The organism is Amycolatopsis methanolica 239, assembly GCF_000739085.1.
GTDB classification, from domain to species: Bacteria; Actinomycetota; Actinomycetes; order Mycobacteriales; family Pseudonocardiaceae; genus Amycolatopsis_E; species Amycolatopsis_E methanolica.
On the sequence record NZ_CP009110.1, the window covers coordinates 2,389,178 to 2,414,074 of the forward strand.

Sequence of the window (24,897 nt, forward strand, 5' to 3'; positions counted from 1 at the left end):
CGGGTACCGTGGCCGTCATGGCCGGCACCGACCTGCGCTTCTACTTCGATCCCGTCTGCCCGTTCGCCTGGATGACGAGCAAGTGGGTGCGGATCGTCCAGCGGCAGCGCGACTACGACGTGGACTGGCGGTTGATCTCCCTGCGGCTGCTCAACGCCCACATCGACTACGACGCCCAGTTCCCGCCGGAGTACGAGGCCGGGCATACTGCGGGGCTGCGGCTGCTGCGGGTCGCCGCCCGCATCCGGCACGAGCGCGGGCGCGAGCCGATCGGGGCCTTCTACCAGGCGCTGGGGGAGCAGACCTTCGAGCGTGAGCCCGTGCCCGGCGGCGTCGCCGCGGCCACCCACCACGGCGTCCACGACCTGGCGGCCGGGGCGCTGAGCCGCACGGGATTGCCGGCGGACTACGCGGACGCGCTCGACGACCCGTCGTGGGACGCCGTCATCCAGGCGGAGACGGACGAGGCGCTGACGCTGACCGGCAAGGACGTCGGCACGCCGATCCTGCACTTCGACCCGCCCGGGGGCACCGCGCTGTTCGGCCCGGTGATCAGCAGGCTGCCCGGCGAGCGTGAGGCCCTGGAACTGTGGGAGCACGTCGTGGCGTTGTCCCGGTTCCCCGGGTTCGCCGAGCTCAAGCGCAGCCTGCGGGAGCGGCCGCAACTGCCCGCGTTCGGCGTGCCGCCCGGCGAGGCCGGGCTCCAGGAGGACTGGCACGGCGGGAGCCGGCGGCAGCGCCGCTGACCTGCGCCGTCTACACCGGACAGTGGACTGCCGGGACGGCCGGTGGCGCCGGGAGCACCCGGCCGGACGCCGCTGCCGCGACCGGGCTCCTTGACGCAAATTAGAACCTGTTCTACCTTCGGCCAGTCGGCGTTGTATTGGTGGAAGGTGGGCAATGATGCGAACCCGTGCGGCCGCGCTGCTCGAACAGCCGGGCAAGTGGCAGATCGTGGACATCGACCTGGACGAGCCGAAGGAGCACGAGGTCCGGGTCCGCTTCGCGGCGGCCGGCCTGTGCCACTCCGACGACCACGCGACCACCGGGGACATGCCGACGCCGCACCTGCCGCTCATCGGCGGGCACGAGGGCGCCGGCGTGGTGGAGGCGGTCGGGCCGGGCGTGCGCAACCTCGCTGTCGGGGACCACGTCGTCGCGCAGTTCGTGCCCTCCTGCGGGCGCTGCGAGGCCTGCTCGTCCGGCCGCGGCAACCTCTGCGACCTCGGCATGTACGCCCTGAGCGGCTGCATGGCCGACGGCACCTACCGTGCCCATCTGGACGGCGCGGACGTCGCCCAGATGACCATGGTCGGCACCTTTGCCCAGCACGCGATCGTGCCCGAGTTCTCCCTCACCAAGATCGACCCGGAGATCCCGTTCCACGTCGCCGCCCTGCTTTCCTGCGGGGTGCCGACCGGCTGGGGCTCGGCCGAGTACGGCGCCGAGGTCAAGGCCGGGGACACGGTGATCGTCATGGGCGTCGGCGGCGTCGGCACGAACGCGGTCCAGGGCGCCCGCGCCCGTGGCGCCGCGTACGTCCTCGCGGTCGACCCGGTCGCCTTCAAGCGCGACAAGGCACTGGAGTTCGGCGCCACCCACGCGTTCGCCGACATCGACGAGGCCGCCGACTTCGCCCGGTCGGTCACCAACGGGCAGGGCGCGCACTCCGCCGTCGTCACCGTCGGCATCACCACCGGCGACCACGTCGCGCAGGCGGTCAACGCGATCGGCAAGTTCGGCACCGTCGTGGTCACCGGCATTGGCGACGTCAAGGACGAGGGCCTGCCGATCAACCTGTGGGCGCTGTCGATGATGCAGAAACGCATCCAGGGCGTCATCTTCGGCATGGGCACCCCGAGCTACGAGATCACCCGGCTGGCGCGCATGTACCAGGCGGGCACGCTCAAGCTCGACGAGCTGATCACCACGACCTACCGCCTGGACGAGGTCAACCAGGCCTATGCCGACATGCACGCCGGGCGCAACATCCGGGGCGTCATCCTGCACGAGAGCTGATCAGCGCGGCGGGCGCAGGCACGCGGCGGCGACGACCCCGGCCGCGACGATGGCCGCCAGCGCCAGCAGGCTGAACCACATCCCGTCGGAGAGCCGGCCCGCCGGGCCCAGCCGTTCGGCGACCGCGAGTGCCCCGGCGAGCGACCCGTCCGCGGCCTCCCGTGCCACCGCCGGAAGGGCCGCCGTCCCCGGGTGCATCGCCGGGGTGTAGGTCGCCGACAGCACGCTCCCGGCGAGCGCGATCCCCAGCGCCGCACCGATTTCCAGCGTGGCGTCGTTGACCGCCGACGCCACGCCGTACTTGTCCGGCGGCACGTTGTCCAGGATCGCGCTGGTGGCCGCGGGGGCGGTGAGGCCGAGCCCGCCGCCGAGCACGCACACCGCGACCGGGTCGGGCAAGACCACGACGATGCGGATCGTGCTGGGCGTCCTCGCCGCGCACGGCGGCACCGTCACCTGGCGCGGCCGCCCGATGACGCCCGCGCAGCGCAGGCGGTTCGGCTACATGCCCGAGGAACGCGGGCTGTACCCGAAGATGAAGGTCGGCGAGCAGATCACCTGGCTCGGCCGCATGCACGGGCTCGGCGACGCCGCGGCCCGCACCGCCACCGCCAGGCTCCTGGAGCAGTTGGAACTGGCCGACCGCGCGGGCGACCGGCTGGAGGAGCTGTCGCTGGGCAACCAGCAGCGGGCGCAGGTCGCCGCCGCCCTCGTGCACCACCCGGACATGCTCATCCTGGACGAGCCGTTCTCCGGGCTGGACCCGCTCGCCGTCGACATCGTGCTAGGGGTGCTGCGGGAACGGGCCGCGGCCGGGGTGCCGGTGCTGTTCTCCAGCCACCAGCTCCCGCTGGTCGAGCGGCTGTGCGACGACGTGGTGATCATCTCCGGCGGCGTCATCAAGGCCAGCGGGACTCGCGAGGAGCTGCACGCCCGGTACGGGACGGCGCGGTTTGAGATCGTCGTCGGCGGTGACGCGGGGTGGGTGCGGGACGAGCCGGGCGTCGACATCGTCGAGGTCGACGGCCCGCGGGCGGTGTTCGACCTGACCGGTGACGGGGGCGGCGAGCAGTGGGTGCTCGCGTCCGCGCTGCGGCGCGGGGAAGTGCGCAGTTTCGTGCCGGTGGTGCCCTCGCTCGAGGAGATCTTCAAGGAGGCCGTGTGATGACGTCAGTGACCGACCTGGGCGAGGACGCCTCGTTCTGGGCGCAGACCCGGCTGGTGGCCGAGCGCGAGATCGGAACTTTCCTGCGCTCCAAGGGGTTCTGGATCGGGCTCGTGCTGATCGTGGCCGGCCTCTTCGCGGTCGCGGTGCTGCCGTCGGTGTTCGCCGGTGGCCCGCGCGTCCGTCGCGGCCGTGGGACCCGCCGCGGCGCAGACGGTGTCCGGTGTGGACCTCGACGTCCGCGAGGTCGCCGACCTCGCCACCGCCCGCGAACTGGTGCGCTCCGGGGACGTCGACGCCGCGATACTGCCGGACGCCGGTGGGATCCGCGTGCTCGGGATGTCCAGCACACCCACCGAGGTGGTGCAGGCGCTGAGCACCGCCGCGCCGGTCGAGCTGCTCGAACCCGGTGCCGTCGGGCACGGCGCGCAGCAGTTGGTGATCATGGTGTTGCGCTGGTGTTCTTCCTGATCGGCATGAGCGGCGTCGCCATCGCGCAGAGCACCGTCACCGAGAAGCAGACGCGCATCGTGGAGATCCTCGTGGTGACCGCGCCGGTGCGGGCGTTGCTGGCGGGGAAGGTGCTGGGGCACACCGCCCTGGCCGTGGGGCAGCTGATCGTGCTCGCCGTCGCCGCGCCGATCGCGTTGTCCCTCGGCGGCCAGACGGCGCTCCTCGGCGTCGTCGCGCCCGCGCTGGGCTGGTTCGTGCCGTTCGTGTGCGCGGGTTTCGTGTTGCTGGCGGCGATGTGGGCGGTCGCCGGGTCGGTGGTGAGCAGGCAGGAGGACCTCAGATCCAGCATGGGCCTGGTGATTGCTCTCGCTGGGCGTGCTGTGCGCGTCGGTGGTGCTGGTCGTGCTGCTGGCCTCGCGGCTGTACTCGGGAGCGCTGCTGCAGATGGGCGGCAAGGTGGCGCTGCGCCGGGCGTGGCGCAGCGCGGCCTGACTCACATCGACTGCGGCAGCGTGACCTTGCCCTTGCGGCCCCGCGGCGCGGACGGCGGCGGCACGACCGGGCCGATGTCGCCGTCGGGGGCTTCGTCCAGGTCGACGATCACCGGCGCGTGGTCGCTCGGCCCGGTGCCCTTGCGGGCGTGCCGGTCGACCCACGCCGCCGCCACCCGGCCGGCCACCGGGGCCGAGGCCAGCACCAGGTCGATGCGCATGCCGAGGTCCTGGTGGAACATGCCGGCCCGGTAGTCCCAGTAGGTGAAGACGCGTTCGGCCGGCCAGCGGTCGCGGACCACGTCCCGCAGGCCCAGGTCGGTGAGCGCGGCGAGGGCGGCGCGCTCGGGTTCCGTGACGTGGGTGTGGCCCTCGTAGGCGGCGGGGTCGAAGACGTCGGCGTCGGCGGGCGCGATGTTCATGTCGCCGCACAGCATGGCGGCTTCCGGGCCGTCCGCGACGACCTCCCGCAACGCCGCCAGCCACGCCAGCTTGTACTGGTAGTGGCCGGAGCCGGGGGTGCGGCCGTTGGGCACGTACAGCGAGTGGATCCACACGCCGCCGCAGGTCGCGGCCACCGCGCGCGCCTCGGGGTGCGGGAAGCCCGGCGCGCCCGCCAAACCGGTGACGACGTCGTCGAGGCCCACGCGGGACAGGATCGCGACGCCGTTCCAGCGCGGCTCACCGGCCAGGGCGGTCTCGTAGCCGCGGTTCGCGAGCTCGTCGCCGAGCAGGTCGCGGAAGGCGTCGTCGGACAGTTTCGTCTCCTGCAGGCACACCACGTCCGGCTGCCGCTGGTCCAGCCACGGCAGCAGCCTCGGCACCCGCTGCTTCACGGAGTTCACGTTCCAGGTCGCCACACGCACGCTGCCCACGCTAGTGCGGATACGCCTGCGGCGCCGCCCGGTTCAGCCGTCGACGAGCAGGCCGCGCAGCGGACCCTGCAGCCGTTCCGCGCGACGGGACACCCCGGGCAGCAGCACCAGCCGGTGCGTTCGAGGCTCCCCGCGGCGTTCGCGGTCGGCCTGGTCCTCGGCGATCGGGCGCCACAGGTTGTCGACGACGTCGGTGGGGTCGGCGTCCAGGTCCGCCGCCGGCCGTCTCAGGTGCTCGGCCCACAGGCGCAGCCGGGTGGCGCGGATCAGGTCGCGGTCGTCGGTCGCGACGTTGACCTCGGTGTCGTTGAACAGCGAGTGCTCGTTGAGGTTCGCCGAGCCGATCGTCATCCACTCGTCGTCCACGATGCCGAGCTTCGCGTGCACGTACACCGGCGCCGAGGACTCGCCGTCGTGGCTGCTGATCGTGGTGGCCAGCAGGCGGTGGTTGCCGTCGTCGGCGTCCAGGAGCCGGCCGAGCTGGCCACGGCTGGTGTCCGAGCCGTTGCTCGGTTTGCGCGGCAGCAGCAGCACGACGCGGAACTTCTCGTCCGGCGGGTCGCACAGCTTGTCGATCAGGACTTCGGTGATCTCCGGCGACCACAGGAACTGGTTCTCCAGGTACACCAGCCGCCGCGCCGAGCGGAGTGCGCGCAGGTAGGCGTCGAGGATCGTGAACTCGCCCGTCGGCGCGAAGGCGTAGGTGTTGTCCGGGATCGTGCGCAGCAGTTGCACGTTGCTGGTGCCTGCCGGTGGCGGTGCCGCGGGTTTGGGCAGGTCTTCGCCGGCCACCTCGGTCCAGCGCTGCCGGAAGTGCTCCGCCACGTCCGCGACGACCGGTCCTGTCAGCCGGGTCATCAGATCGTGCCAGCCGATCGGCCGGTCCGGCGGATGCTCGCGGCTGTCGTGGCGGTCGCCTTCCAGCGCCGTGAAGTCCACCCCGCCCACGAAGGCGACCTCGTCGTCGACGACGACCAGTTTCTCGTGGTGGCAGTGCATCGTCCGTTCGCGGGCGTCCAGGACGCACCGGACGGCGGTGTTCTCGGTGAACTTCCGTTGCTCCGCCCGGACCAGCCCGCTGGTGGGCTGGAACGCGGGCACCGGCGGGCCGGCCCACAGGAGCAGGCGCACGTCCACGCCGCGCTGGGCGGTCGCGGCGAGGAGGTCGCGCAGGGTCGGCGCGTCCGGTTCGCGGGTCAGCCGGAAGCCCGGGCTGGCGTGCCAGTTGGCGATGTGCACGTGGGACTTGGCGCCGCGGATGGCGGCCGCGATGGCGGGCAGCGCTTCTTCGCCGTCGACGAGCACCTCCAGCCGGTTGCCGTGCCGGGTGGCGGCCCGCCCGCCGAACCGGTCCTCGGTCCCGGTGGGTTCGAGCACCTCGCCCCAGCCGAGCCTGCGCAGGCGGCGTTCGTGGTGGGCGCAGAGCGCGTGCTCCAGCGCGTCGCCGAGCCGTTCGTCCACCTTGTCCAGGAGTGAGCGGAACGTCGTCATCCCTCAATGTCACTACAGATCCGGCGGGCTCGCCGGGCAAGATTGCCGGATGAACCGGCGACGCGAGGCGCTGCGCAGTTGGGAAGACGTGTGGTCCGCCGCGTTCGCGGCGCGTGGCCACCGCGTGGTGATCGAGGTCGAACCGGCGGTCGAGCCACTCCCGACCGCGCTGTGGCACTGGTGGATCACCTTCCGCACGGGCGACGCGGAACTGGACGCGATCGCGGCGCCCCAGCCGGAGGCACTGGCCTTCGAGGACGCGCGGGGCCGCTTCGAAGAGGTGATCCCGCTCGGCGAGGTGGCGGACCACGTGCTCCGGCGGTTGACTGATGACCTCCGGTAGCGGCGAGCCGGCCGGGCGGGCACGCGGCTGGACCGAGGCGATCGCGGCGCTCGTCGTGGAGCGCACCGGCGTCCCAGGGAGGCGGGCGAGCTCCGAAACCGACGCGCAGCAGGAGATCCGGTTCGCGCCGCCCGGCCCGTCGAGCCCCGTCCTGGTCGTGATGTGCGAGGAGGGCCAGGGCTTCCTATCGGTGGACCGGGTTCGCGGCGTCAGCGTGCTTTACGAATTCGACGGCGAGCCGGACGAGCTGCCGGTGCGGTGGGCGCGCGACCCCCGGCAGCGGTCCTGGCTGTCGGAGGTGGAACTCGTCGACCACGCCATCGCCGTCCTGACCGCGGGCTACCGTTTCCGCCGGGTTCCGTTCCACGAGGAGCTGCGGATCAACACCAGCCCGCCCTTCCGGTGGATCACGGTGGACCTCGACTGGCCGCCGTTCGCCTTCAGCCGCTGGGAGCCTGTCAAGCCTTCCGGCGCGAGGAGATGAACTTCACGCAGTATACCTAGCGCTCGTTCAGTCGCGTTATCGTCGGCTCTCTCAGGACATCGGAAGGGGCTGACGCAATGGTGCGCACGCGGTTCTGCGACGTGTTCGGGGTGGCGTACCCGATCGTGCAGGGTGGGATGCAGTGGGTGGGCCGCGCGGAGCTGACCTCGGCCGTCGCGAACGCGGGCGGGCTCGGGTTCCTCACCGCGCTCACCCAGCCGACTCCCGAGGATCTGGCGAAGGAGATCGCGCGCTGCCGGGAGATGACCGACAGGCCGTTCGGTGTCAACCTGACCATTCTGCCCTCGATCAACCCGCCGCCGTACGCCGAGTACCGCGACGTGATCGTGGAGTCCGGGGTGCCGGTGGTGGAGACCGCGGGGTTCAACCCGGCCGAGCACCTGCCGGCTTTCCGGGCGGGCGGGGTCAAGGTGCTGCACAAGTGCACCAGCGTCCGCCACGCGGTGAAGGCCCAGGAGCTGGGCGTGGACGGCATCTCGATCGACGGGTTCGAGTGCGCCGGGCACCCGGGTGAGGACGACATCCCCGGCCTGGTGCTGATCCCGGCCGCCGCGGAGAAGATCACCATCCCGATGATCGCCTCGGGCGGGTTCGGTGACGCGCGTGGTCTGGTGGCGGCGCTGGCTCTGGGCGCGGACGGCATCAACATGGGCACCCGCTTCCTCGCCACCGCCGAAGCCCCGGTGCACGACAACGTCAAGCGGCAGTTGGTCGCCAACACCGAGCGGGACACGGAGCTGATCTTCCGCCCGCTGCGCAACACCGCCCGCGTGGCGAGCAACTCGGTCTCCCGCGAGGTGGTCGGGATCCTGGACCGGGGCGGGAAGTTCGAGGACGTACGCGACCTGGTCGCCGGCGCCCGTGGCCGCAAGGTGTTCGAAGAGGGCGACCTGGACCTGGGCATCTGGTCGGCCGGGATGGTGCAGGGCATCATCACCGACGTGCCCACCGTCGCCGAGCTGATCGAGCGCATCGTCACCGAGGCGCGCGAGCTCATCGCCGGCCGGCTGGCCGGCGTGCTGCGCTAGGCAGGGTGCGCCCGGCCTCGCCGAAGACCTCCCGCATCCAGCGGTGCTCCGGGTCGTCCTCGTGCGCCGGATGCCACCACAGCGCCTCTACGAGCGGCACGGGTTCGAACGGGCACGGCAGGACCCGCACACCGTCCAAACCGGATAGTCGTGCCGCGAGGTGCCCCTGGATCAGCCCGATCCGGTCGGTGCCCGCAACCAGGTGGGGGAGCGCGAGGAAGCTCTCCACGACCGCGGTCACCCGCGGTTCGATCCCGAGCTCCTGCAGCTGCCGCGCCACGGTGGTGAACGCGGTCGCGGACAGGTAGGTGCACACCCACGGCAGCTTTCGCAGGTCGTCCATCGTCAGCGCGTCGCCGACCTGCTCGTTCGCTGTCGCCACGACGCGGCACCAGGTGTCGGAGAACAGGTCCACGTGCGGGGCGCCGTGCAGGAACCCGTGCGGCAGCAGCACCGCGTCCGCCCCGCGCAGGCTCTCCGGCGCCTGGTCGACGACCGGCGGTGAGGCGGGCTCGAACCGCAGCCGCATCCCGGGCGCGCGCGTCGAGGATCGCGCCGACCGCGCCGCCCAGCACGGCCATCACGTAGTCCGGCCCGAGGATCCGGAACTCCCGGCCCGAGGTCGCCGGGTCGCAACCCGGGTGGCGGCTGAACGCCTGCCGGACCCCGGTCAGCGCCGCCTCCGCGCGCGGCCGCAGCTGTGCGGCCAGCGGCGTCAGCTCATAGGCGTTGCCCTTGCGGACCAGCAGCTGGTCGCCGAAGTGCCGCCGCAGCCGCGGCGGCGGGCCTGAAGACCGGTGAGATCACCGAGGGCCCGCACGAGCTGCGGTGTCCGGTATGGACGGACGAGGGCGCCGAGATCGTGCTGCACAGCGGGAGGGTGGCCTGATCGTGGGTGGGTGCGGTGCTCCCTGGTTGCCCGCCTGCGCGGGGAGCACCCTGGGGGCATGGAGAACCACGACTTCGTCGGCATGTGGGTCACCGCCGACGGCCACATCCGTCAGGAACTGCTGCCCGACGGCCGCTACGACGAGGCCCGCGGCAACCGGAAGAGCGCCTACACCGGCAGCTACACCGTGACCGGCAACCACATCGACTACTTGGACGACACCGGCTTCACCGCGACCGGCGACGTCCGCGACGGCGTGCTCTACCACGAGCACCTCGTCCTCTACCGGGAGAGCTGACCGGCGCGGCGGGCTACCCTGGCCGCATGAAGAGGACGTCGTTCGCGAACTGGCCGTGCTCCATCGCCCGGTCCCTGGACCTGCTGGGCGACGCGTGGACGTCCCTGGTGCTGCGCGAGGCCTTCTACGGCGTCCGCCGGTTCGACGACTTCCAGCACTCGCTGGGCATCGCGCGCAACACGCTCACCGACCGGCTGCGGCGGCTCGTCGAGGAGGGGCTGCTGGAGCGGCGGCCCTACCAGGACGAGCCCCGCCGCCACGAGTACCTGCTCACCGAGAAGGGGCGCGACTTCTTCGGGGTGCTCGGCGCGCTGTCCCGGTGGGGCGACCGCTGGCTGGCCGGGGAGGAGGGCGCGCCGATCACCTTCCACCACTCCTCGTGCGGCCACGACACCCACGCCGAGGTCGTCTGCGCGCGGTGCGGCGAGCCGCTGCGGGCGGACGACACCCGGATGCGGCTCGGGCCCGGCTTCCCGGAGCGGCTCAAGAGCAGGCCGGACGTCCGCGACAGGTTCTTGACAAGCTGAGTCTCATTACGCAACTGTAGAAGCGCCGCGACGACGAGGAGGACGGCCGGCGATGGAGTGGACGGGCGCGCGCTACGCGGACACCCCGACGGTGGAGGTGCGGACCTGGGTGGACGCTCCGCCGGAGCGGGTGTGGGCGCTGGTCTCCGACATCGGCCTGATGCCCGCGATGAGCGACGAGCTGCAGTCGGTCGAATGGGTCGACGGCGCCACCGGTCCGGCCGTGGGCGCCCGGTTCGTCGGCCGCAGCAAGCACGAGGCGCTCGGGGAGTGGGCCACCACGTCGGAGATCGTCGAGTTCGAGCCGGGGCGGGTGTTCGCCTGGGCAGTCGGGGATCCCGCCGAACCCAGCGCGACGTGGCGGTTCCGGGTCGAGCCCCGCGACGGCGGCACCGAGCTGTCGCAGTGGATGCGGCTCGGCCCGGGGCGCTCCGGGCTGTCGCTGGCGATCGACCGGATGCCGGAGAAGGAACAGAAGATCGTGTTCGTGCGGATGCGCGAGTTCGAGCGCAACATGACCGCGACGCTGGAGTGTCTCAAGAAGCGCGCGGAAGCCTGATGCGCACGGCGACGACCGTCGAGGCATCCAGCGGGTTCGGCGAGGTGACGGACTTCGTGGTGGAGGCCGAGAAGCTGGGGCTCGACGTCTGCTGGGTGGCCGAGGCGTGGGGCTCCGACGGGCCGTCGGCGCTGGGCTGGTTCGCGGCGCGCACCGAGCGGATGCTGCTGGGCTCGGGGATCATGCAGGTCGGCACCCGCACGCCGGTCGCGGTGGCGCAGACCGCGATCACACTGTCCAATCTGTCCGGTGGGCGGTTTCTGCTCGGGCTGGGCGCGTCCGGTCCGCAGGTGATCGAGGGCCTGCACGGGGTGCCGTTCGCGCGGCCGCTGGCGCGGATGCGGGAGACCGTCGAGATCGTGCGCCACGTGATCGAGGGCGGCAAGATCTCCTACTCCGGCAACGAGTTCACGATCCCGTTGCCCGGCGGGGAGGCAAAGCCGATGCGGCTGTCGATGCGCGCCGAGCACGACATCCCGGTCTACCTGGCGACGTTGTCGCCGGCGATGCTGCGGCTGACCGGCGAGATCGCGGACGGCTGGCTCGGCACGAGTTTCGTGCCGGAAGGCGCGGCGGAGGCGTACTTCGCGCACCTGGACGAGGGGCTCGCTCGCAGCGGGCGCACCCGGGCCGATCTGGACGTGTGCCAGGGCGCGGAGGTGGCGTTCGCGCCGGACGAGGACGCGCTGCGGGACATGGTGGCCGGGCGGAAGAAGGAGCTGGCGTTCAGCCTCGGCGGGATGGGCTCGGCGTCGACGAACTTCTACAACCGGGCCTACAGCAGGCAGGGATGGGCCGACGTCGCGGCCGAGGTGCGGAATCGTTGGCAGGCCGGGGATCGCGACGGCGCGGCCGCGCTGGTGACCGACGAGATGGTGCTGGGCACGACGCTGATCGGCACCGAGCCGATGGTGCGGGAGCGGCTGCGTGTGTGGCGGGACGCCGGTGTGGACACCGTGCGCCTCTACCCGGCGGGCGACACGCTGGACGCCCGGCTGGCGACGCTCGCCAAGGCGATCGAGCTGGTGCGTGCGCTTTCGCCCGCGGCGAAAGGGAGTGCACCGCCGACGCTGTGACGTCTACCGTGGACGGACATGGAAACTTGAGCGGCACGGCCGCTGGTGTCCCGTGCACGGCGCTGCCACCGGCCGGGGGTGGCCGCGCGCCGGTGATCGTGACCTGGCACATGCTGGACGCGCCGTGGACCGACGCGGCGTTCGCGGCCGCGTTGCCGATGCGCGGGGTGCCGGCGTGGTGGGTCCACCTGGCCATGCCGATGTGTGGCGCGCGGATGGGTGGACGGCCGCCTGGACGCGGCGATCGAGCTCGCCCGCCGGGACGCTCTGCTGGCTTTCCTGGCGCCCTTCGTCCGCCAGGCGGCCGGGGAATTCCCGGCCGCCCTGAAGGAACTTCGCGCGCTCCCGCTGACCGAAGGCCTCGCCGGACGCCCGTACCGGTGGACGGAGGAGGCGCACCGAGTGGCGGACTCGTTCGACTATGTCGCGCGGGCCGGCGAGCTGGCTCCGGTGCCGCTGCTGCTGGTGAGCGGCGAGCGGGCCACCCGGACCTGCGTGTCGATGCCGCTGCGCTGGTCGCCCGGCTGGCGCACGCGGAGCTGGTCGATGTGCTGGAGCTGGCGCACCCGCTGGCGGAGGAACCGGGGCTGGAGCCCGCGCCTCAGCTGCCGACAGCGAAGGCGGTTGATGAGGTGCTGACGAGCTGGTTCACCCGGCAACTCGCCGCCTGACAGGCCGCGGTCGCCTCTTCGCGGATGACTCCCCAGGCGGCGGGCCGGCGATCTTCGTCGCACTGCGCGCCCGCGACGAAGGCCTGCACTCCGGGCTCATCGCGGAGATCCTCACCAGCCCGGACGCGATCGAGGGCGTCACATCGTTCGTCCAGTGTCGCGAACCGGACTTCCCCGGGCGCGTCAGCACCGACCTGCCGGGGTACCTGCCCTGGCGCTGAAGTTAGGGTTGGCCGGTGAGTGCGACCCTCCAGGCCAAGGACCTGATCGCGGGGCACGGGCACCGCACCCTCTTCTCCGGTCTCGACCTGGTGGTCGCGCCGGGTGACGTCGTCGGGCTGGTCGGCGTGAACGGCGCGGGCAAGTCCACACTGCTGCGGATCCTCGCCGGGGTGGACAAGCCCGAGGCGGGCGAGGTCCGGCTCACCCCGCCGACGGCGACCGTCGGGTACCTGCCGCAGGAACCGGAACGCAGGCCGGGCGAGTCGGTGCGCGAGTTCCTCGCCCGGCGCACGTCGGTCGCGGCGGCGCAGGCCGAGCTGGACGCGGCCACCGAAGCGCTGACCGCGGGCGCCGACGGAGCCGACGACCGCTACGCCGTCGCCCTCGACCGGTGGCTGGCGCTGGGCGGTGCGGACCTCGACCACCGCGCCGAGGAGGTCGCGGTCGAGCTGGGGCTGTCGGTGGACCTCGACCAGCCCATGACGTCGCTGTCCGGCGGGCAGGCCGCTCGTGCCGGGCTCGCGTCGCTGCTGCTCAGCCGCTACGACGTGTTCCTGCTGGACGAGCCGACGAACGACCTCGACCTGGACGGCCTGGCGCGGCTCGAGCGGTTCGTCACCGGGCTGCGCGCGGCGACCGTGCTGGTCAGCCACGATCGGGAGTTCCTCGCCCGCACCGTCGACCAGGTGCTGGAGCTGGACCTGCCGCAGCAGCAGGTGCGGCTCTACGGCGGCGGGTACGAGTCGTACCTGGAGGAGCGCGCCGTGGCGCGGCGGCACGCGCGCGAGAACTACGAGGAGTACGCGGCGACGCGCGCTTCGCTGGAGGAGCGGGCGCGCACGCAGCGGGCCTGGATGGAGAAGGGCGTCCGCAACGCCCGCCGCAAGGCGGCGGACAACGACAAGGCGGGCCGTAAGTTCCGCGCGGAGGCCACCGAGAAGCAGGCCGCGAAGGCCCGCCAGACCGACCGGATGATCGAACGGCTGGACGTCGTCGAGGAGCCGCGCAAGGAGTGGGAGCTGCGGATGGAGATCGCCGCGGCCCCGCGAGCCGGTGCGGTCGTGGCGACGCTGCGGGGTGCCGTGGTCCGGCGCGACGCGTTCACCCTCGGGCCGGTGGACCTGCAGATCGACTGGGCTGACCGGGTGGCGATCACCGGCGCGAACGGGGCCGGGAAGTCGACGCTGCTGGCCGCGCTGCTCGGGCGGGTGCCGCTCGACGCCGGGTCGGCGGCGCTGGGGGCCGGGGTGGAGGTCGGCGAGGTCGACCAGGCGCGCCGGCTGTTCCTCGGCGACCTGCCGCTGGCCGAGGCGTTCGCGCGGGAGGTTCCGTCCCTCGCCGACGCCGACGTCCGGACGCTGCTCGCGAAGTTCGGCCTGGCGGCCGCGCACGTGCTCCGCCCCGCGGCGACGCTGTCCCCGGGCGAACGGACCCGCGCGGCGCTCGCACTGCTGCAGGCGCGCGGGGTGAACCTTCTGGTCCTGGACGAGCCGACCAACCACCTCGACCTGCCTGCCATCGAGCAGCTGGAGTCCGCTTTGGACAGCTACCGGGGCACGCTGCTGCTGGTGACCCACGACCGGCGCATGCTGGAGGCGGTCCACGTGACCCGGCGGCTGGAGGTCGTGGACGGCAAGGTCACCGAGACGTGAGCCGTGAGTTTCTCCGCGCCCGCGACGAGCTGACGCACCCGGGCAGTGGGCGCACGCTGCGGCGATATCGGTTCACGTATCGCCGCCGGTGTGGCGTGGTCTTCTTGGACAGGCGTACCACTCTGGTGCTGGGGTGGCGCCATGAGAACGAAGAAGTGGCTGCTGACCTGCGGCGTGCTCGCGGTGATCGCGATCGTCACGGCAGCGATCGTGGTCCTGTGTGGTCGCCCGGACAGCACACCCGCTGGGGACGATGTCGCGGCTGCCGTGGGGCAGTACCTGCGCACGTGGTCCGACGGCGACGACCGGCAGGCCGGTGCGCTGACCGATGATCCCCGTGGCGCCGGCGCGGCGCTCGCCGCCTCCCGGTCGGGTCTCGGGGCCTCCGCGGTGACGGCGACGCTCCAGGGCGTCAGCGGCGATTCCGCGCGCGTCCGTGTCAAGTGGACACTGGGGGCAGGGCCGGGTGTGGACCTACGACAACGTGCTGACCGTCGTCGCGGGCGACGGCGCGCCACGCGTGCACTTCACCCCGGCGGCGATCCACCCGAAGCTCGGCGAGGGTGACCGTCCGCGCCGCGGCCACCGGGGCCGCCCTGGTCGACCGGGACGGCAAGCCGTTGCTGCGGTGGGGCGCCGGTGGCCCGGAGGCCGTCGAACCGTCGCTCGCGCCGTTGATCCTGCCCGGCCTGCTCGCGGACGGCGGCACCGCGTGGACCGTGTCGCGGATCAACCGGCAGGGCCGGGAAGAAGTGCTACACCACGCTGGGCAGGCGCCCGCCGCGCCGATGAGAACCACGTTGAGCAGCGCCGTGCAGCAGGCGGCGCAGGCGGCGGTGGACGGTGCGGCGGGGCCCGCGATGCTGGTCGCGATCCAGCCGTCCACCGGGGACATCCTGGCCGTGGCGCAGGACCTGCTCTCCTTCCCCTCGCTGCCGTTGCACTCGGCGTTCGCGCACTCGTGCAACACGACCTTCGCGCAGCTGGCTTCGCGGCTGCCCGCGGACGGGCTGGCCGAGGCGGCCGGACGGCCGGGCCTGAACGCCGACTTCACCATCCCGGGCATCACCACCGAGGCGGGCAAGGTGGTTCCCGCGACCGGATCGGCCGATCAGGTCCAGTCGGCGATCGGCCAGGGCTCGGTGCAGGCCAGCCCGTTCGGGCTCGCGTTGATGGCGGCGACTGTCGCCTCAGGCGAATCCGTGACGCCGCAACTGGTTCGCGACCGCCCTACGACGGTCAACGAGGGTTACACCGCTCCGCCCCGGGAGGTGATCGGCGAGTTGCGGACGATGATGCGGGAGGTCGTCACCGGCGGAACCGCAAGCGGTCTGCGGGCGAGCGGAACCGTGCACGGCAAGACCGGCACGGCGCAGTACGGCGACGGCAGCCAGGCGAACGGCTGGTTCGTGGGCTACCAGGGGGATGTCGCGTTCTCGGTGCTGACGCTCGCGAGCAACTCGTCGAAGCCCGCCGTCGCACTGTCCGCGGCCTTCCTGAACCGCCTGTCCTGACCGCCGCGCGGTCCGAAACATCCGCTTCGCGCCCCGTTCACCCTGGCGACCGGCTCCATCTACCGGCGGTGGCTAGACAGTGTCCGTGCCAGAGAAGGGAAAACCGATGAGACGACTGCTGTTGCTGTTCTTCGCCGTCGTGGTGGCCGGGGGCGCGCTGCCGGCCGCCGCGGCGCCATGGGTGCAGCCGCTCGAGCACGCCCACGCCCACAACGACTACGAGCACGACCGCCCGCTGGCGGACGCCCTCGATCACGGCTTCACCTCGGTCGAGGCCGACGTGTGGCTGGTGGACGGCGAGCTGCGGGTGGCGCACGACCTGGTCGACGCGCGGCCTGGCCGCACCCTGACCAGCCTGTACCTGAAGCCGCTCGCCGAGCGGGTGCACGCAGGCGGCGGCCGGGTCTACCCGCGGTGGCGTGAGTCGTTCCAGCTGCTGATCGACATCAAGAGCGACGGCCCGTCGACGTACCGGGCGGTGGACGCGGCGCTGCGCGAATTCCGGTTCATGCTCACGCAGTGGACCAACGGGCACGAGCGGAGCGGCGCGGTTGAGGTGGTCATCAGCGGCAACCGGCCGCGTGCGGACATGCTGGCGCAGCGCAGCCGGCTGGCGGGCTACGACGGGCGGCTGGCCGACCTGGGCACCGGCACGCCGGCGGGTTTCATGCCGCTGGTGAGCGACAACTGGTCCAACGTCTTCATGTGGCAGGGCGTGGGCCCGATGCCGGCGGCCGAGCGCGCGAAGCTGCATGGGATCGTCGCGCAGGCGCACGAGGCCGGCTACCGGATCCGCTTCTGGGCGACGCCCGACACGCCGGGCGCCGCGCGGGAGGCGGTCTGGCGGGAGCTGCTGGCGGCCGCGGTGGACCACATCAACACCGACGACCTGGCCGGGCTGCGGGAGTTCCTGCTGGTGAACGACGCAGCCGAACGCGCCGCGGCTTGATCTGAGCTGTTTCACCGTCGGGATAGCTGAGTGCGGGCGGCGGTTTCGTCTCGGGAACCTCACCGCCCACTGCGACCCGGCCGAGCGCAACGCGGCTAGGTCCGGTTGGTGAGGGTGGCGCGAGCCACCCCCCACCAACCGCCCGGAACTACGCCGCCGGGTCGAAGGGAATCCCCGCGGGCTTGGCCTTGGCCAGATTGCTCGCGAAAGCGCTGTCCTTGATCGCGAAGCTCGCCGATCCGAAGTCGGCCGACATCAGGCGGTCCCGGATGCCCGCCGGGTAGTTGTCCCAGCTCACCAGGTCCGGGTACTGCCACGTGCCGTAGTGGTTCTCCGGCGTCTCGGTCATCCCCGCGAGCCGGAAGCAGTGCGTGCTCGCGCCGTCCTTGTGGTAGACGACCTTCGCGTGCGTGCCCTCCCAGCCGACCTGCGCGCGCGGGTAGGTGGAGTACTCGCCGTGCGCGGACACCGACACGTACTGCGCCTGGCCGTTGCTCACCCAGACCACCACGTGCTCGATGTCGTGCCGGTGCCCGCAGCAGTCGATGCCCGGCACCGCCTGGTCCTTCTCGAAGTACAGGTCGTAGACGTAGGCGCACCAGCCGTTGTCGCACTTCGACCGCGAGTACGAATTGGTGTTGTCCAAATCGGACTGGTCGTGGCAGTTCCCGTTCAGGGCACCGGAGTTGTTGAGCCCCGGGTTGAGCGTGCCGTCCGGACCGATGGCAGGCGTCGGGTAGCAGCCGTCGCCGTCGTAGTCGAACGCGGGCTGCCACTTGCCGTCCTCGGCGGCGTAGCTCGCGGGAAGCGCTGTCGGCGGCTCGGCCCACGCGGCGGCCGGCAGCAGGACGGTGAACAGGGTCGCGATCACGGTGACGACGGCGGCTCTTCTCGCGCGCATGGCTGACCTTTCCCTCGGCGATCTCGTGGGAAAGTACCGGGAATTGATCCACAGCCGGGGGTCGCGTGCGTGAACAAGTGCTTACGGGCCGCTCCCGACGTGCGCTACTCTCCAGTAGGTAGCCGCTTCCAACGGAGGAAGACCATGCGTGCTCGCGCGTTCCTGCTCGGTGCCCTCATGCTCGCCGCCGCGCCGACGGCCGCCACCGCCGAGCCGGGCCTGCAGGAGGTCCTGCTCGTCGGCAACAACTGGGAGGGCACGGCCGACGTCCTCGCCTCGACCGGGGACTTCCACCGCATCGGGCGGATCGACGTCGTCCCCGACAAGGACGATCGGCTGCGCGAGATCTACCTCAACCCGGTCCGGCTCGCGTTCTTCCTCGGCATCCGCGAGACCGTGGGGGAGGGGCACGACCAGTTGGTCGACGACATGTACTCGACCCCCGACGGCTCGGCGATCGTGGTGTCCCGCCCCAGTTTCGCCGACGTGGTCTCGATCGACACCGGCACCGGCGCGGTCAACTGGCGCTTCCCGGTCTCCGGTTTCCGCGCCGACCACATGGCCGTCTCGCCGGACGGGCTGCGAGTCGCGGTGTCGGCGTCCACCGGCAACCGGGTGCACGTGCTGGACATTCGCACCGGCGCGGAACTCGGCTCTTTCGCCACCGGGGACAAGCCGCACGAAAACGTCTTCTCCGCCGACGGCCGGTACCTGTGGAACATGTCGATCGGCGAGGTCAACAACGACCTCGACGCCCCGTTCCTGGACCCGCTGAAGGGCGATCGCCGCATCACCGTGGTCGACGCCACGACGTTCCAGCAGGTGCGGATCGTCGACATGCGGCCGCGGCTGGACGAGTTCGGGGCCGACCACTCCGACGCGGTGCGCCCGGTCGTGTTCAGCCCGGACGAGTCGGTGCTCTACTTCCAGGTGTCGTTCTTCAACGGCTTCTTCGAGTACGACGTGCCCGGCGACCGGATCACGCGCGTGAAGACGCTGCCGGAGAACCCGGCGACCAGCGACGACCGCACCACGTTCGTCAACGACTCGCGCCACCACGGCCTGTCGATGAACCCCGCGGGCACGAAGCTGTGCGTGGCGGGCACGATGGACGACTACGCGACGGTGGTCGACCGCGCCACCCTGCGGGAGGATCCGCTGGTGACGGCGAGCAAGCCGTACTGGGCCACGGTCAGCGGCGACGGCGCCGCGTGCGTCATCTCCGAGAGCGGGACCGACCAGGTGACCGCGATCGACTTCGCGACCGGGCGGAAGATCACGTCCGTGCCGGTCGGCGACCACCCGCAGCGGGTGCGGCTGGCCCACCTCCCGGCGGGCTGGACCGGGGCCTGACCGCTCAGGACTTCTTGCGGCGCGCGGTGGCCGAGCGCGGCGGAGCGGCGCGCATCCGCTCGCGTAACCGGAGTGAGCGGGCGCTCGGTCAATCGCCCGCCCGGCGGGCAACTCAACTCAGCGCGGTGACGGTGGCCGTTGCACGCGCTGCCCTGCGCGGTCACGGCGAAGCGCTCCGCCACGTACTTCAGCACAGTGCCGGCATGCGCGTCCAGCGCGGCGGCCTGCGCGACGGGATCGCCGGCCTCGAACGCCGCGGTGCCCTGGCGGAACAGCGGATCGTCGTCCTCGTAGTCGGCGGCGGAGACGACCAGCAGGTCGTACTCAAGTCCGAGCTCGACGCGGACGTGCCCGGGGCCGGGCGAGGTGAGTCCGGCGTAGACGGTCGAGGTGAAACCGTGCGCGGCGGCGGGCGCGGCGGTCAGGACGGGAGCCACGGCCGCGGCGGCGAAAGCGAAAGCGGCACCTCGGAGGGGACGGGACATGCACGCACACTGCTCGCCGGAGGTGAGCGGCCGACAGCTGCCGGGCGAACAGGCGGCGGACGGATCCCGACGACAGCCGCCGCGCCGCCGGTGATCGGGTAGGAATGAGGCATCCCCTGTCCCCGTGGAGGAAGATTCCCGTGCGCGTTCCCGCTGCCGGTGCGCTCGCCCCGATCGCCGTGCTGCTGAGCGGATGCGGCCCGTCCGACGACTGGTCCGGGCCACACGCGGTGCCCGGTCCGGTCGGGACGCTCGCGCCCGGCTTCGTGACCGCGCCGCCCACCCCGGAGGCGACGATCACCCCGAGCCCCGGCTCGTGGGACGGCGTGCACCCGGCGCCCGGCCACCGCGTCGTCCTGCTCACCGCGGGGGGACGACGCGCCGACGAAGACGCTCGCGGACGCCGTGACCGCGTGGGCGGAGGCCGAAGACGTCAGCCTGAAGACGGTCACGGCCACCGGGCCGGACGACTACGTGCCGGGCATCAGCCGGGCGGTGGACCTGAAGCCGGACCTGATCATCGCGGCGGGCAAGGGGCTCGTCGACCCGCTCGCGCTGGTCACCGCCAACCACCTGGACCAGCAGTTCCTGGTGCTCGGCGCCGAACTGGCCGAGCCGACGGATAACGTGACGGCGGCGAACTGGCCCGGCGCCTCCTTCCGCGGCGAAGGCCTGGACTGTCCTCCTCATACGACGCGGCGTCGTTCACGCCCGCGTCCTCAACCACCTGACGGGCATCGTCGTCCGGCTCCCGTAGGGTCACCGCCGCAGCTCGGCCACCCGGTCCAGCCAGCCCAGCTTGTGCGGGTTGTTGATCCCGTAGATGCGGGTGATCTGGCCGTCCTCGACGACCAGGCTCAGCGCGGCGGCGGAGCCCGACACGTCGAGCCGGACGCCCGGCATGCCGTTGACCCAGGTCGCGCTCGCGGTGAAGCCGGTGAGCTCGGCAGCGCGCGCGAGCAGCGCCGCGACCCGCTCGGCGCCGACGACCGGCTTGCGCGCGGCGGGCACCACGCCGCCGCCGTCGGAGATCACGACCACGTCCGGGGCGAGCACGTCGACCAGGCCCTGCACGTCACCGTTCGACACGGCGGCCAGGAAGCGCTCCACGGCCGCCTCCTGCTGCGCCCGGTCGACCTGCATGCGCGGCCGGCGCGCGGCGACGTGCTCCCGGGCGCGGTGCGCGATCTGCCGCACCGCGGCGGTGCTCTTGCCGAGCGCCTCGGCGATCTCGCCGTAGGGCACGTCGAACACGTCGTGCAACACGAACACGGCCCGCTCGGCCGGCCCCAGCGTCTCCAGGACGGTGAGCATCGCGATCGACACGTTCTCCGCGAGCTCCACGTCCTCGGCCACGTCGGGGGTGGTCAGCAGCGGTTCGGGCAGCCACTCGCCGATGTAGTCCTCGCGCCGCCGGGACACCGAGCGGAGCCGGTTCAGCGCCTGCCGCGTCACCACCCGGACCAGGTAGGCCCGCGGGTCCCGGACTTCCGCCTGGTCCACGTCGGCCCAGCGCAGCCAGGTCTCCTGCACGACGTCCTCGGCGTCGGCCGCGGAGCCGAGCATCTCGTAGGCCACGGTGAACAGCAGGCTGCGGTGGGTGACGAACGGGTCGGTCAACGTTCCTCCTCTGGTCGTTGCCCATGCAGACACCGGCCGCCGCCCCGATGTGACATCACGGGTCCCGCCAGCCGCGCAGCCCGCCCGCGATGGTCGTGACCCGCCGACACGGGGTCCCACGTTCTCACGCCCGCGAGGCCCCGACCAGGCGGAGCGCGAACTCGCTGTACTGCCACACCACCGCGTCCTCGGGGTGCTCGCCGTCGGCGCGGTACCAGACCGCGACGCCCATGCCGAGGTCGAGGATCGCGTAGGAGGCCAGGCGCACCGAGTCCACGTGGAAGACCCCGGCGTCGACACCGGCCTGCACGACCGCGCGGAAACACGCCTCGTACTCGGCGCGCAGGTCGAGCACGAGGCTGCGGTGCGGTTCGGTCAGGCCGCGGATCTCCCGGGTGCCGACGAACGCCTCGAGCCGGTGCCGCGCGTGGTAGCGGACGTGCGCCTCGGTCGCCCGCCGCAGCCGCTCTACCGGGTCGGACACGTTCGCCACCGCCGTCCGGTGCGCGGCGAGCAGGTTCTCCATCGTCGCGACCATGATCTGCGCGAGCAGGTCCTGTTTGGACGCGACGTGCTTGTACAGGCTGGGGGCGCGCATGCCTACCGCCGCGCCGATGTCGCTCATCGTCGTGGCCTCGAAGCCCTTGCGGGTGAACAGCTCGAGCGCGGCGTCCCGGATGTCACCGAGCCGATCCACGAGCACCTCCCTCCGGCCGGCTAACGGATCATAGCTCAGTGAGGCAGCACACATGACCGCCATCCAGACAGAGCCTATAGTTTCGGCTAATGGTCATTAGCCGAGTGGAGGTGCCATGGCTGTCGACCTCTCGCACGGTCCGGACGTCGCCGAACTGGCGCGGCGCACCGCGGAGTTCGTGCGCGATCACGTGATTCCGGTCGAGGAGGAGCATGGCGGCGTCGTGTCCTCCGACGACGTGCGCGAGCGGCTGCAGCGAGCCGCGAAGGAGGCGGGGGTGTTCGCCCCGCACGTGAGCGCCGAGTTCGGCGGGCACGGGCTGGACATGCGCGGGCGGGCCGCGGTGTTCGAGGAGGCGGGTTACTCGCTGCTGGGACCGCTCGCCCTGAACATCGCCGCGCCGGACGAGGGCAACATGCACATGCTGGAGGCCATCGCGACCCCGGCGCAGAAGGAGCGTTACCTGCGACCACTGGCGAGCGGGGAGGTCCGGTCCTGCTTCGCGATGACCGAGCCCGCGCCCGGTGCGGGGTCCGATCCGGCGGCGCTGACCACCCGGGCGGAACGCGTCGACGGCGGCTGGCGCATCAACGGCCGCAAGTGGTTCATCACCGGGGCCGAGGGCGCCGGGTTCACGATCTGCATGGCCCGCACCTCCGGTGAGCCCGGGGACGCGGGTGGCGCGACCATGTTCCTGGTCGACGGGGACAACCCCGGCCTGAAGGTCCTCCGGCACATCGAGACCCTCGACGAGAGCCTCTACGGCGGGCACATCGAGCTGGAGTTCGACGACTGCGTGGTGCCCGGCGAGGCCGTGCTCGGCGAGGTGGACCAGGGCTTCCGCTACGCGCAGGTGCGGCTCGGCCCGGCGCGGATGACGCACTGCATGCGCTGGCTCGGCATCGCCCGGCGGGCGCAGGACATCGCGGTGGCGCGGGCGGCGGAGCGGCGGCTGTTCGGCTCGCGCCTCGGCGACCTGGGCATGGTGCAGCAGATGATCGCCGACAACGAGATCGACATCGCGGCCTCGCGCGGGCTGCTGCTGCGTGCCTGCTGGGAGCTGGACCAGGGCGAGCACGCGTCACAGTCCACCTCGATCGCCAAGACCTTCTGCGCGGAGGCGATCTGGCGCGTCGTCGACCGGTCCGTCCAGATCTGCGGTTCGCTCGGCATCTCCGGCGACCTGCTGCTCGGCCGGTTCCTGCGCGAGGTCCGGCCGTTCCGCATCTACGACGGGCCGTCGGAGACCCACCGCTGGGCCATCGCCCGGCGGGTGCTGCGCCATCACGAGAGGGTCCAGAGTGGACGGTCTTGACCTGCCCGCGCTCGAAGAGTTCTTCGCCCGCCACGTTCCTGGCTTCGCCGGGAACCTGTCCGCCGAGATGCTGCAGGGCGGCCGGTCGAACCTGACCTACCTGCTCACCGATGGCCGCACGCGGTGGGTGCTGCGCCGTCCGCCGCTGGGCGGGCTCACGCCCTCGGCGCACGACATGGGCCGCGAGTACCGGGTGGTCGCCGCACTGCGGGACTCCGGTGTGCCGGTGGCGCGCGCCGTCGCACTCGCCGACGCGGACGTGCTCGGGGTGCCGTTCTCGGTGGTCGAGCACGTCGACGGGGTCGTCATCCGCACCACCGAGCAGCTGCACGCATTGCCGGACAACGACATCCAGCGCTGCGCCTTCGCGCTGGTCGACGTGCTGGCCCGGCTGCACGCCGTCGACCCGGAAGCCCTGGGACTCGGCGACTTCGGACGGCCCGAGGGATACCTGGCCCGGCAGGTCCGCCGCTGGCACGACCAGTGGCTGCGGGTGCGCACGCGCCCGCTGCCGGACATCGACGTGCTGCACGCCAAGCTCGCCGAGGCCTGCCCGGCCGAGAGCGCCGCGTCGATCGTGCACGGCGACTACCGCATCGACAACGCCATCCTCGACGCCGGCGACCCGGCGTCGGTGCGGGCGGTCGTGGACTGGGAGATGGCCACCCTTGGCGATCCGCTCGCCGACCTCGGCCTGCACCTGGTGTACTCCGACCCGGTGTTCGCGCCGGTGCTCGACGGCGCGGCGGCGTCCACCAGCGACCGGCTGCCGCGCGTGGCCGACCTCGCGCAGCGCTACGCCTCGGTCAGCGGGCGCGACCTGGCGCGGCTCGAGTTCTACCTGGCGCTGGGGTACTTCAAGATCGCCGTCATCGCCGAAGGCATCCACGCCCGGCACCGGCAGGGGCACACGCGCGGGTCCGGGTTCGACTCGGTCGGCGCGGCCGTCGCCCCGTTGGCCGCCGCGGGATTGCGTGCCGCGGCCCGCATCGGAGGAGAGTAGTGGTGGGAGTTCTCGACCTGTTCCGTCTCGACGGCAAGGTCGCCGTCGTCACCGGCGCGAGCTCGGGGCTCGGCGCCGGGTTCGCCCGCGCGCTCGCCGAGGCCGGCGCCGACGTGGTGCTCGCCGCGCGCCGGGCGGACCGGCTGGCCGAGGTCGCCGAGCGGGTCCGGGAAACCGGGCGGCGCGCGGCGGTCGTGCAGGCCGACGTGGCCGACCCGGACAGCTGCGCGGCGATGGCCGAAGCCGCGATCGACTCGTTCGGGCGCCTGGACGTGCTGATCAACAACGCCGGGGTGGGCACCGCCGTCCCGGCCACGCGTGAAACGCCGGAGCAGTTCCGCCAGGTCGTCGACGTCAACCTCAACGGCGCCTACTGGGCCGCGCAGGCGTGCGGGCGGGTGATGGGGCCAGGGTCGAGCATCGTCAACATCAGCAGCGTGCTCGGGCTGATCAAGTCCTACCTGCCGCAAGCGGCCTACGCGGCGAGCAAGGCCGGGGTGCTCGGGCTGACGCGCGACCTCGCGCAGCAGTGGAGCGGCCGCAAGGGAATCCGCGTCAACGCGATCGCGCCCGGCTACTTCGCGAGCGAGATGACCGCCGACATCCCGGAGGACGAGCTGCTGCCATTCATCCGCGCCCACAGCCCGCTCGGTCGCCTCGGCCGCCAGCACGAACTGGACGCCGCGGTGGTGTTCCTGGCCGGCGACGCGTCGTCCTACATCACCGGCGCGACGCTCGCCGTGGACGGCGGCATGTCTGGCCACTGAGTCCCGTCCTAACGGCGGGCCCGCTCGCC

At 72.3% G+C, this 24,897-nt stretch carries 29 protein-coding genes and 1 pseudogene; 23 read left to right on the forward strand and 7 right to left on the reverse strand.

Annotation, left to right across the window (positions count from 1 at the left end):
- Positions 1 to 17: 17 nt before the first annotated feature.
- Complete coding sequence (locus tag AMETH_RS11430) at positions 18 to 746, forward strand: mycothiol-dependent nitroreductase Rv2466c family protein (protein ID WP_017981599.1); 729 nt, start codon at positions 18 to 20, stop codon at positions 744 to 746.
- A gap of 154 nt (positions 747 to 900) precedes the next feature.
- A complete protein-coding gene (locus AMETH_RS11435; RefSeq protein WP_017981600.1) occupies positions 901 to 2,019 on the forward strand; it encodes an NDMA-dependent alcohol dehydrogenase in 1,119 nt (372 codons plus the stop codon).
- On the opposite strand, the gene AMETH_RS11440 is transcribed toward AMETH_RS11435, so the two are convergent.
- Positions 2,020 to 2,418 (reverse strand): MFS transporter, encoded by a 399-nt coding sequence (locus tag AMETH_RS11440; RefSeq protein WP_209436861.1) that lies wholly within the window; start codon positions 2,416 to 2,418, stop codon positions 2,020 to 2,022.
- Here AMETH_RS11440 and AMETH_RS11445 point away from each other — a divergent pair.
- The 4 genes and pseudogenes from AMETH_RS11445 to AMETH_RS41410 all read left to right on the forward strand — a co-directional run bounded on the left by AMETH_RS11445 (position 2,354) and on the right by AMETH_RS41410 (position 4,129).
- Entirely contained in the window at positions 2,354 to 3,184 is an 831-nt protein-coding gene (locus tag AMETH_RS11445) for an ABC transporter ATP-binding protein (RefSeq protein WP_017981602.1), read from the forward strand. The two genes, AMETH_RS11440 and AMETH_RS11445, sit on opposite strands and share 65 nt — an antisense overlap.
- A gap of 168 nt (positions 3,185 to 3,352) precedes the next feature.
- Positions 3,353 to 3,655 (forward strand): hypothetical protein, encoded by a 303-nt coding sequence (locus tag AMETH_RS39970; protein ID WP_026153018.1) that lies wholly within the window; start codon positions 3,353 to 3,355, stop codon positions 3,653 to 3,655.
- 5 nt (positions 3,656 to 3,660) lie between these two features.
- Positions 3,661 to 3,948: pseudogene (locus AMETH_RS39975) on the forward strand (ABC transporter permease); the annotation flags it as partial.
- Positions 3,949 to 3,997: 49 nt separating this feature from the next.
- Complete coding sequence (locus tag AMETH_RS41410) at positions 3,998 to 4,129, forward strand: hypothetical protein (protein ID WP_267283512.1); 132 nt, start codon at positions 3,998 to 4,000, stop codon at positions 4,127 to 4,129.
- Between the two features lies 1 nt (position 4,130).
- Here the strand turns inward: AMETH_RS41410 and AMETH_RS11455 are convergent, their stop codons facing one another.
- Together AMETH_RS11455 and AMETH_RS11460 are read right to left on the reverse strand one after the other, a co-directional pair.
- Positions 4,131 to 5,003: an exodeoxyribonuclease III gene (locus AMETH_RS11455; RefSeq protein ID WP_017981604.1), complete on the reverse strand. Its 873-nt coding sequence runs from the start codon at positions 5,001 to 5,003 to the stop codon at positions 4,131 to 4,133.
- Between the two features lie 33 nt (positions 5,004 to 5,036).
- Positions 5,037 to 6,494 carry a phospholipase D-like domain-containing protein gene (locus tag AMETH_RS11460; RefSeq protein ID WP_017981605.1) on the reverse strand — a complete coding sequence of 486 codons (1,458 nt, stop codon included), beginning with the start codon at positions 6,492 to 6,494 and terminating at the stop codon, positions 5,037 to 5,039.
- Positions 6,495 to 6,543: 49 nt separating this feature from the next.
- On the opposite strand from AMETH_RS11460, the gene AMETH_RS11465 reads away from it, so the two are divergent.
- The 3 genes from AMETH_RS11465 (at position 6,544) to AMETH_RS11475 (ending at position 8,370) form a co-directional block, all read left to right on the forward strand.
- Positions 6,544 to 6,837 carry a hypothetical protein gene (locus AMETH_RS11465; protein WP_051079392.1) on the forward strand — a complete coding sequence of 98 codons (294 nt, stop codon included), beginning with the start codon at positions 6,544 to 6,546 and terminating at the stop codon, positions 6,835 to 6,837.
- The gene (locus tag AMETH_RS11470) at positions 6,824 to 7,321 is read left to right on the forward strand and encodes a hypothetical protein (RefSeq protein WP_017981607.1); all 498 of its coding nucleotides are present in this window, start codon (positions 6,824 to 6,826) and stop codon (positions 7,319 to 7,321) included. Before AMETH_RS11465 ends, AMETH_RS11470 begins: the two co-directional genes overlap by 14 nt.
- Before the next feature lie 77 nt (positions 7,322 to 7,398).
- Positions 7,399 to 8,370, forward strand: a complete 972-nt coding sequence (locus AMETH_RS11475; protein WP_038532052.1) for an NAD(P)H-dependent flavin oxidoreductase — start codon at positions 7,399 to 7,401, stop codon at positions 8,368 to 8,370.
- Here the strand turns inward: AMETH_RS11475 and AMETH_RS11480 are convergent.
- Positions 8,336 to 8,899, reverse strand: a complete 564-nt coding sequence (locus AMETH_RS11480; RefSeq protein ID WP_017981609.1) for a LysR substrate-binding domain-containing protein — start codon at positions 8,897 to 8,899, stop codon at positions 8,336 to 8,338. The two genes, AMETH_RS11475 and AMETH_RS11480, sit on opposite strands and share 35 nt — an antisense overlap.
- 418 nt (positions 8,900 to 9,317) lie before the next feature.
- Between AMETH_RS11480 and AMETH_RS11485 the strand changes: the two genes are divergently transcribed.
- From AMETH_RS11485 to AMETH_RS11520, 9 genes are all read left to right on the forward strand, one after another.
- Entirely contained in the window at positions 9,318 to 9,557 is a 240-nt protein-coding gene (locus AMETH_RS11485; protein WP_017981610.1) for an Atu4866 domain-containing protein, read from the forward strand.
- Between the two features lie 26 nt (positions 9,558 to 9,583).
- The gene (locus AMETH_RS11490) at positions 9,584 to 10,084 is read left to right on the forward strand and encodes a winged helix-turn-helix transcriptional regulator (protein ID WP_017981611.1); all 501 of its coding nucleotides are present in this window, start codon (positions 9,584 to 9,586) and stop codon (positions 10,082 to 10,084) included.
- 52 nt (positions 10,085 to 10,136) lie between these two features.
- Complete coding sequence (locus AMETH_RS11495; protein ID WP_017981612.1) at positions 10,137 to 10,643, forward strand: SRPBCC family protein; 507 nt, start codon at positions 10,137 to 10,139, stop codon at positions 10,641 to 10,643.
- On the forward strand, positions 10,643 to 11,719 hold the full coding sequence (locus tag AMETH_RS11500; protein WP_017981613.1) for an LLM class flavin-dependent oxidoreductase: 1,077 nt from the start codon (positions 10,643 to 10,645) through the stop codon (positions 11,717 to 11,719). The genes AMETH_RS11495 and AMETH_RS11500 overlap by 1 nt, the downstream gene beginning before the upstream one ends.
- Positions 11,720 to 11,938: 219 nt before the next feature.
- Positions 11,939 to 12,358: a hypothetical protein gene (locus AMETH_RS11505; protein WP_026153020.1), complete on the forward strand. Its 420-nt coding sequence runs from the start codon at positions 11,939 to 11,941 to the stop codon at positions 12,356 to 12,358.
- A gap of 268 nt (positions 12,359 to 12,626) precedes the next feature.
- On the forward strand, positions 12,627 to 14,264 hold the full coding sequence (locus tag AMETH_RS11510; protein ID WP_017981614.1) for an ABC-F family ATP-binding cassette domain-containing protein: 1,638 nt from the start codon (positions 12,627 to 12,629) through the stop codon (positions 14,262 to 14,264).
- A gap of 141 nt (positions 14,265 to 14,405) precedes the next feature.
- Positions 14,406 to 14,831, forward strand: a complete 426-nt coding sequence (locus AMETH_RS39980) for a hypothetical protein (RefSeq protein ID WP_223843121.1) — start codon at positions 14,406 to 14,408, stop codon at positions 14,829 to 14,831.
- Positions 14,828 to 15,778: a penicillin-binding transpeptidase domain-containing protein gene (locus tag AMETH_RS11515; RefSeq protein ID WP_017981615.1), complete on the forward strand. Its 951-nt coding sequence runs from the start codon at positions 14,828 to 14,830 to the stop codon at positions 15,776 to 15,778. Before AMETH_RS39980 ends, AMETH_RS11515 begins: the two co-directional genes overlap by 4 nt.
- Positions 15,779 to 15,884: 106 nt before the next feature.
- Positions 15,885 to 16,727: a phosphatidylinositol-specific phospholipase C/glycerophosphodiester phosphodiesterase family protein gene (locus AMETH_RS11520; protein ID WP_017981616.1), complete on the forward strand. Its 843-nt coding sequence runs from the start codon at positions 15,885 to 15,887 to the stop codon at positions 16,725 to 16,727.
- A 148-nt stretch (positions 16,728 to 16,875) separates the two neighbouring features.
- On the opposite strand, the gene AMETH_RS11525 is transcribed toward AMETH_RS11520, so the two are convergent.
- Positions 16,876 to 17,628: an NPP1 family protein gene (locus AMETH_RS11525; protein ID WP_017981617.1), complete on the reverse strand. Its 753-nt coding sequence runs from the start codon at positions 17,626 to 17,628 to the stop codon at positions 16,876 to 16,878.
- A gap of 144 nt (positions 17,629 to 17,772) precedes the next feature.
- On the opposite strand from AMETH_RS11525, the gene AMETH_RS11530 reads away from it, so the two are divergent.
- Together AMETH_RS11530 and AMETH_RS37900 are read left to right on the forward strand one after the other, a co-directional pair.
- A complete protein-coding gene (locus AMETH_RS11530) occupies positions 17,773 to 18,981 on the forward strand; it encodes a YncE family protein (protein ID WP_017981618.1) in 1,209 nt (402 codons plus the stop codon).
- A 203-nt stretch (positions 18,982 to 19,184) separates the two neighbouring features.
- Positions 19,185 to 19,568, forward strand: a complete 384-nt coding sequence (locus AMETH_RS37900) for a hypothetical protein (protein WP_017981619.1) — start codon at positions 19,185 to 19,187, stop codon at positions 19,566 to 19,568.
- Positions 19,569 to 20,225: 657 nt separating this feature from the next.
- Here the strand turns inward: AMETH_RS37900 and AMETH_RS11540 are convergent.
- A complete protein-coding gene (locus AMETH_RS11540) occupies positions 20,226 to 21,086 on the reverse strand; it encodes an RNA polymerase sigma-70 factor (protein ID WP_017981621.1) in 861 nt (286 codons plus the stop codon).
- Positions 21,087 to 21,210: 124 nt separating this feature from the next.
- Positions 21,211 to 21,783: a TetR/AcrR family transcriptional regulator gene (locus AMETH_RS11545; protein ID WP_038532956.1), complete on the reverse strand. Its 573-nt coding sequence runs from the start codon at positions 21,781 to 21,783 to the stop codon at positions 21,211 to 21,213.
- A gap of 115 nt (positions 21,784 to 21,898) precedes the next feature.
- Between AMETH_RS11545 and AMETH_RS11550 the strand changes: the two genes are divergently transcribed.
- The 3 genes from AMETH_RS11550 to AMETH_RS11560 are packed head-to-tail and all read left to right on the forward strand — an operon-like array spanning position 21,899 to position 24,868.
- A complete protein-coding gene (locus AMETH_RS11550; RefSeq protein WP_017981623.1) occupies positions 21,899 to 23,098 on the forward strand; it encodes an acyl-CoA dehydrogenase family protein in 1,200 nt (399 codons plus the stop codon).
- A complete protein-coding gene (locus AMETH_RS11555; RefSeq protein ID WP_017981624.1) occupies positions 23,085 to 24,101 on the forward strand; it encodes a phosphotransferase family protein in 1,017 nt (338 codons plus the stop codon). The genes AMETH_RS11550 and AMETH_RS11555 overlap by 14 nt, the downstream gene beginning before the upstream one ends.
- A gap of 2 nt (positions 24,102 to 24,103) precedes the next feature.
- Positions 24,104 to 24,868 (forward strand): SDR family NAD(P)-dependent oxidoreductase, encoded by a 765-nt coding sequence (locus tag AMETH_RS11560; protein ID WP_209436862.1) that lies wholly within the window; start codon positions 24,104 to 24,106, stop codon positions 24,866 to 24,868.
- Positions 24,869 to 24,897: the final 29 nt, after the last annotated feature.

What these genes read in the sequence shown, in the direction of transcription:
- AMETH_RS11525 (WP_017981617.1), bottom strand. Translation starts at nt 17,628, where the DNA reads ATGCGCGCGAGAAGAGCCGCCGTCGTCACCGTGATCGCGACCCTGTTC.
- AMETH_RS11460 (WP_017981605.1), bottom strand. Translation starts at nt 6,494, where the DNA reads ATGACGACGTTCCGCTCACTCCTGGACAAGGTGGACGAACGGCTCGGC.
- AMETH_RS11465 (WP_051079392.1), top strand. Translation starts at nt 6,544, where the DNA reads ATGAACCGGCGACGCGAGGCGCTGCGCAGTTGGGAAGACGTGTGGTCC.
- AMETH_RS11520 (WP_017981616.1), top strand. Translation starts at nt 15,885, where the DNA reads ATGAGACGACTGCTGTTGCTGTTCTTCGCCGTCGTGGTGGCCGGGGGC.
- AMETH_RS11490 (WP_017981611.1), top strand. Translation starts at nt 9,584, where the DNA reads ATGAAGAGGACGTCGTTCGCGAACTGGCCGTGCTCCATCGCCCGGTCC.
- AMETH_RS11530 (WP_017981618.1), top strand. Translation starts at nt 17,773, where the DNA reads ATGCGTGCTCGCGCGTTCCTGCTCGGTGCCCTCATGCTCGCCGCCGCG.
- AMETH_RS11470 (WP_017981607.1), top strand. Translation starts at nt 6,824, where the DNA reads ATGACCTCCGGTAGCGGCGAGCCGGCCGGGCGGGCACGCGGCTGGACC.
- AMETH_RS11550 (WP_017981623.1), top strand. Translation starts at nt 21,899, where the DNA reads ATGGCTGTCGACCTCTCGCACGGTCCGGACGTCGCCGAACTGGCGCGG.
- AMETH_RS11485 (WP_017981610.1), top strand. Translation starts at nt 9,318, where the DNA reads ATGGAGAACCACGACTTCGTCGGCATGTGGGTCACCGCCGACGGCCAC.
- AMETH_RS11480 (WP_017981609.1), bottom strand. Translation starts at nt 8,899, where the DNA reads ATGCGGCTGCGGTTCGAGCCCGCCTCACCGCCGGTCGTCGACCAGGCG.
- AMETH_RS11435 (WP_017981600.1), top strand. Translation starts at nt 901, where the DNA reads ATGATGCGAACCCGTGCGGCCGCGCTGCTCGAACAGCCGGGCAAGTGG.
- AMETH_RS37900 (WP_017981619.1), top strand. Translation starts at nt 19,185, where the DNA reads ATGCGCGTCCAGCGCGGCGGCCTGCGCGACGGGATCGCCGGCCTCGAA.
- AMETH_RS11495 (WP_017981612.1), top strand. Translation starts at nt 10,137, where the DNA reads ATGGAGTGGACGGGCGCGCGCTACGCGGACACCCCGACGGTGGAGGTG.
- AMETH_RS11500 (WP_017981613.1), top strand. Translation starts at nt 10,643, where the DNA reads ATGCGCACGGCGACGACCGTCGAGGCATCCAGCGGGTTCGGCGAGGTG.
- AMETH_RS11475 (WP_038532052.1), top strand. Translation starts at nt 7,399, where the DNA reads ATGGTGCGCACGCGGTTCTGCGACGTGTTCGGGGTGGCGTACCCGATC.
- AMETH_RS39980 (WP_223843121.1), top strand. Translation starts at nt 14,406, where the DNA reads ATGAGAACGAAGAAGTGGCTGCTGACCTGCGGCGTGCTCGCGGTGATC.
- AMETH_RS11430 (WP_017981599.1), top strand. Translation starts at nt 18, where the DNA reads ATGGCCGGCACCGACCTGCGCTTCTACTTCGATCCCGTCTGCCCGTTC.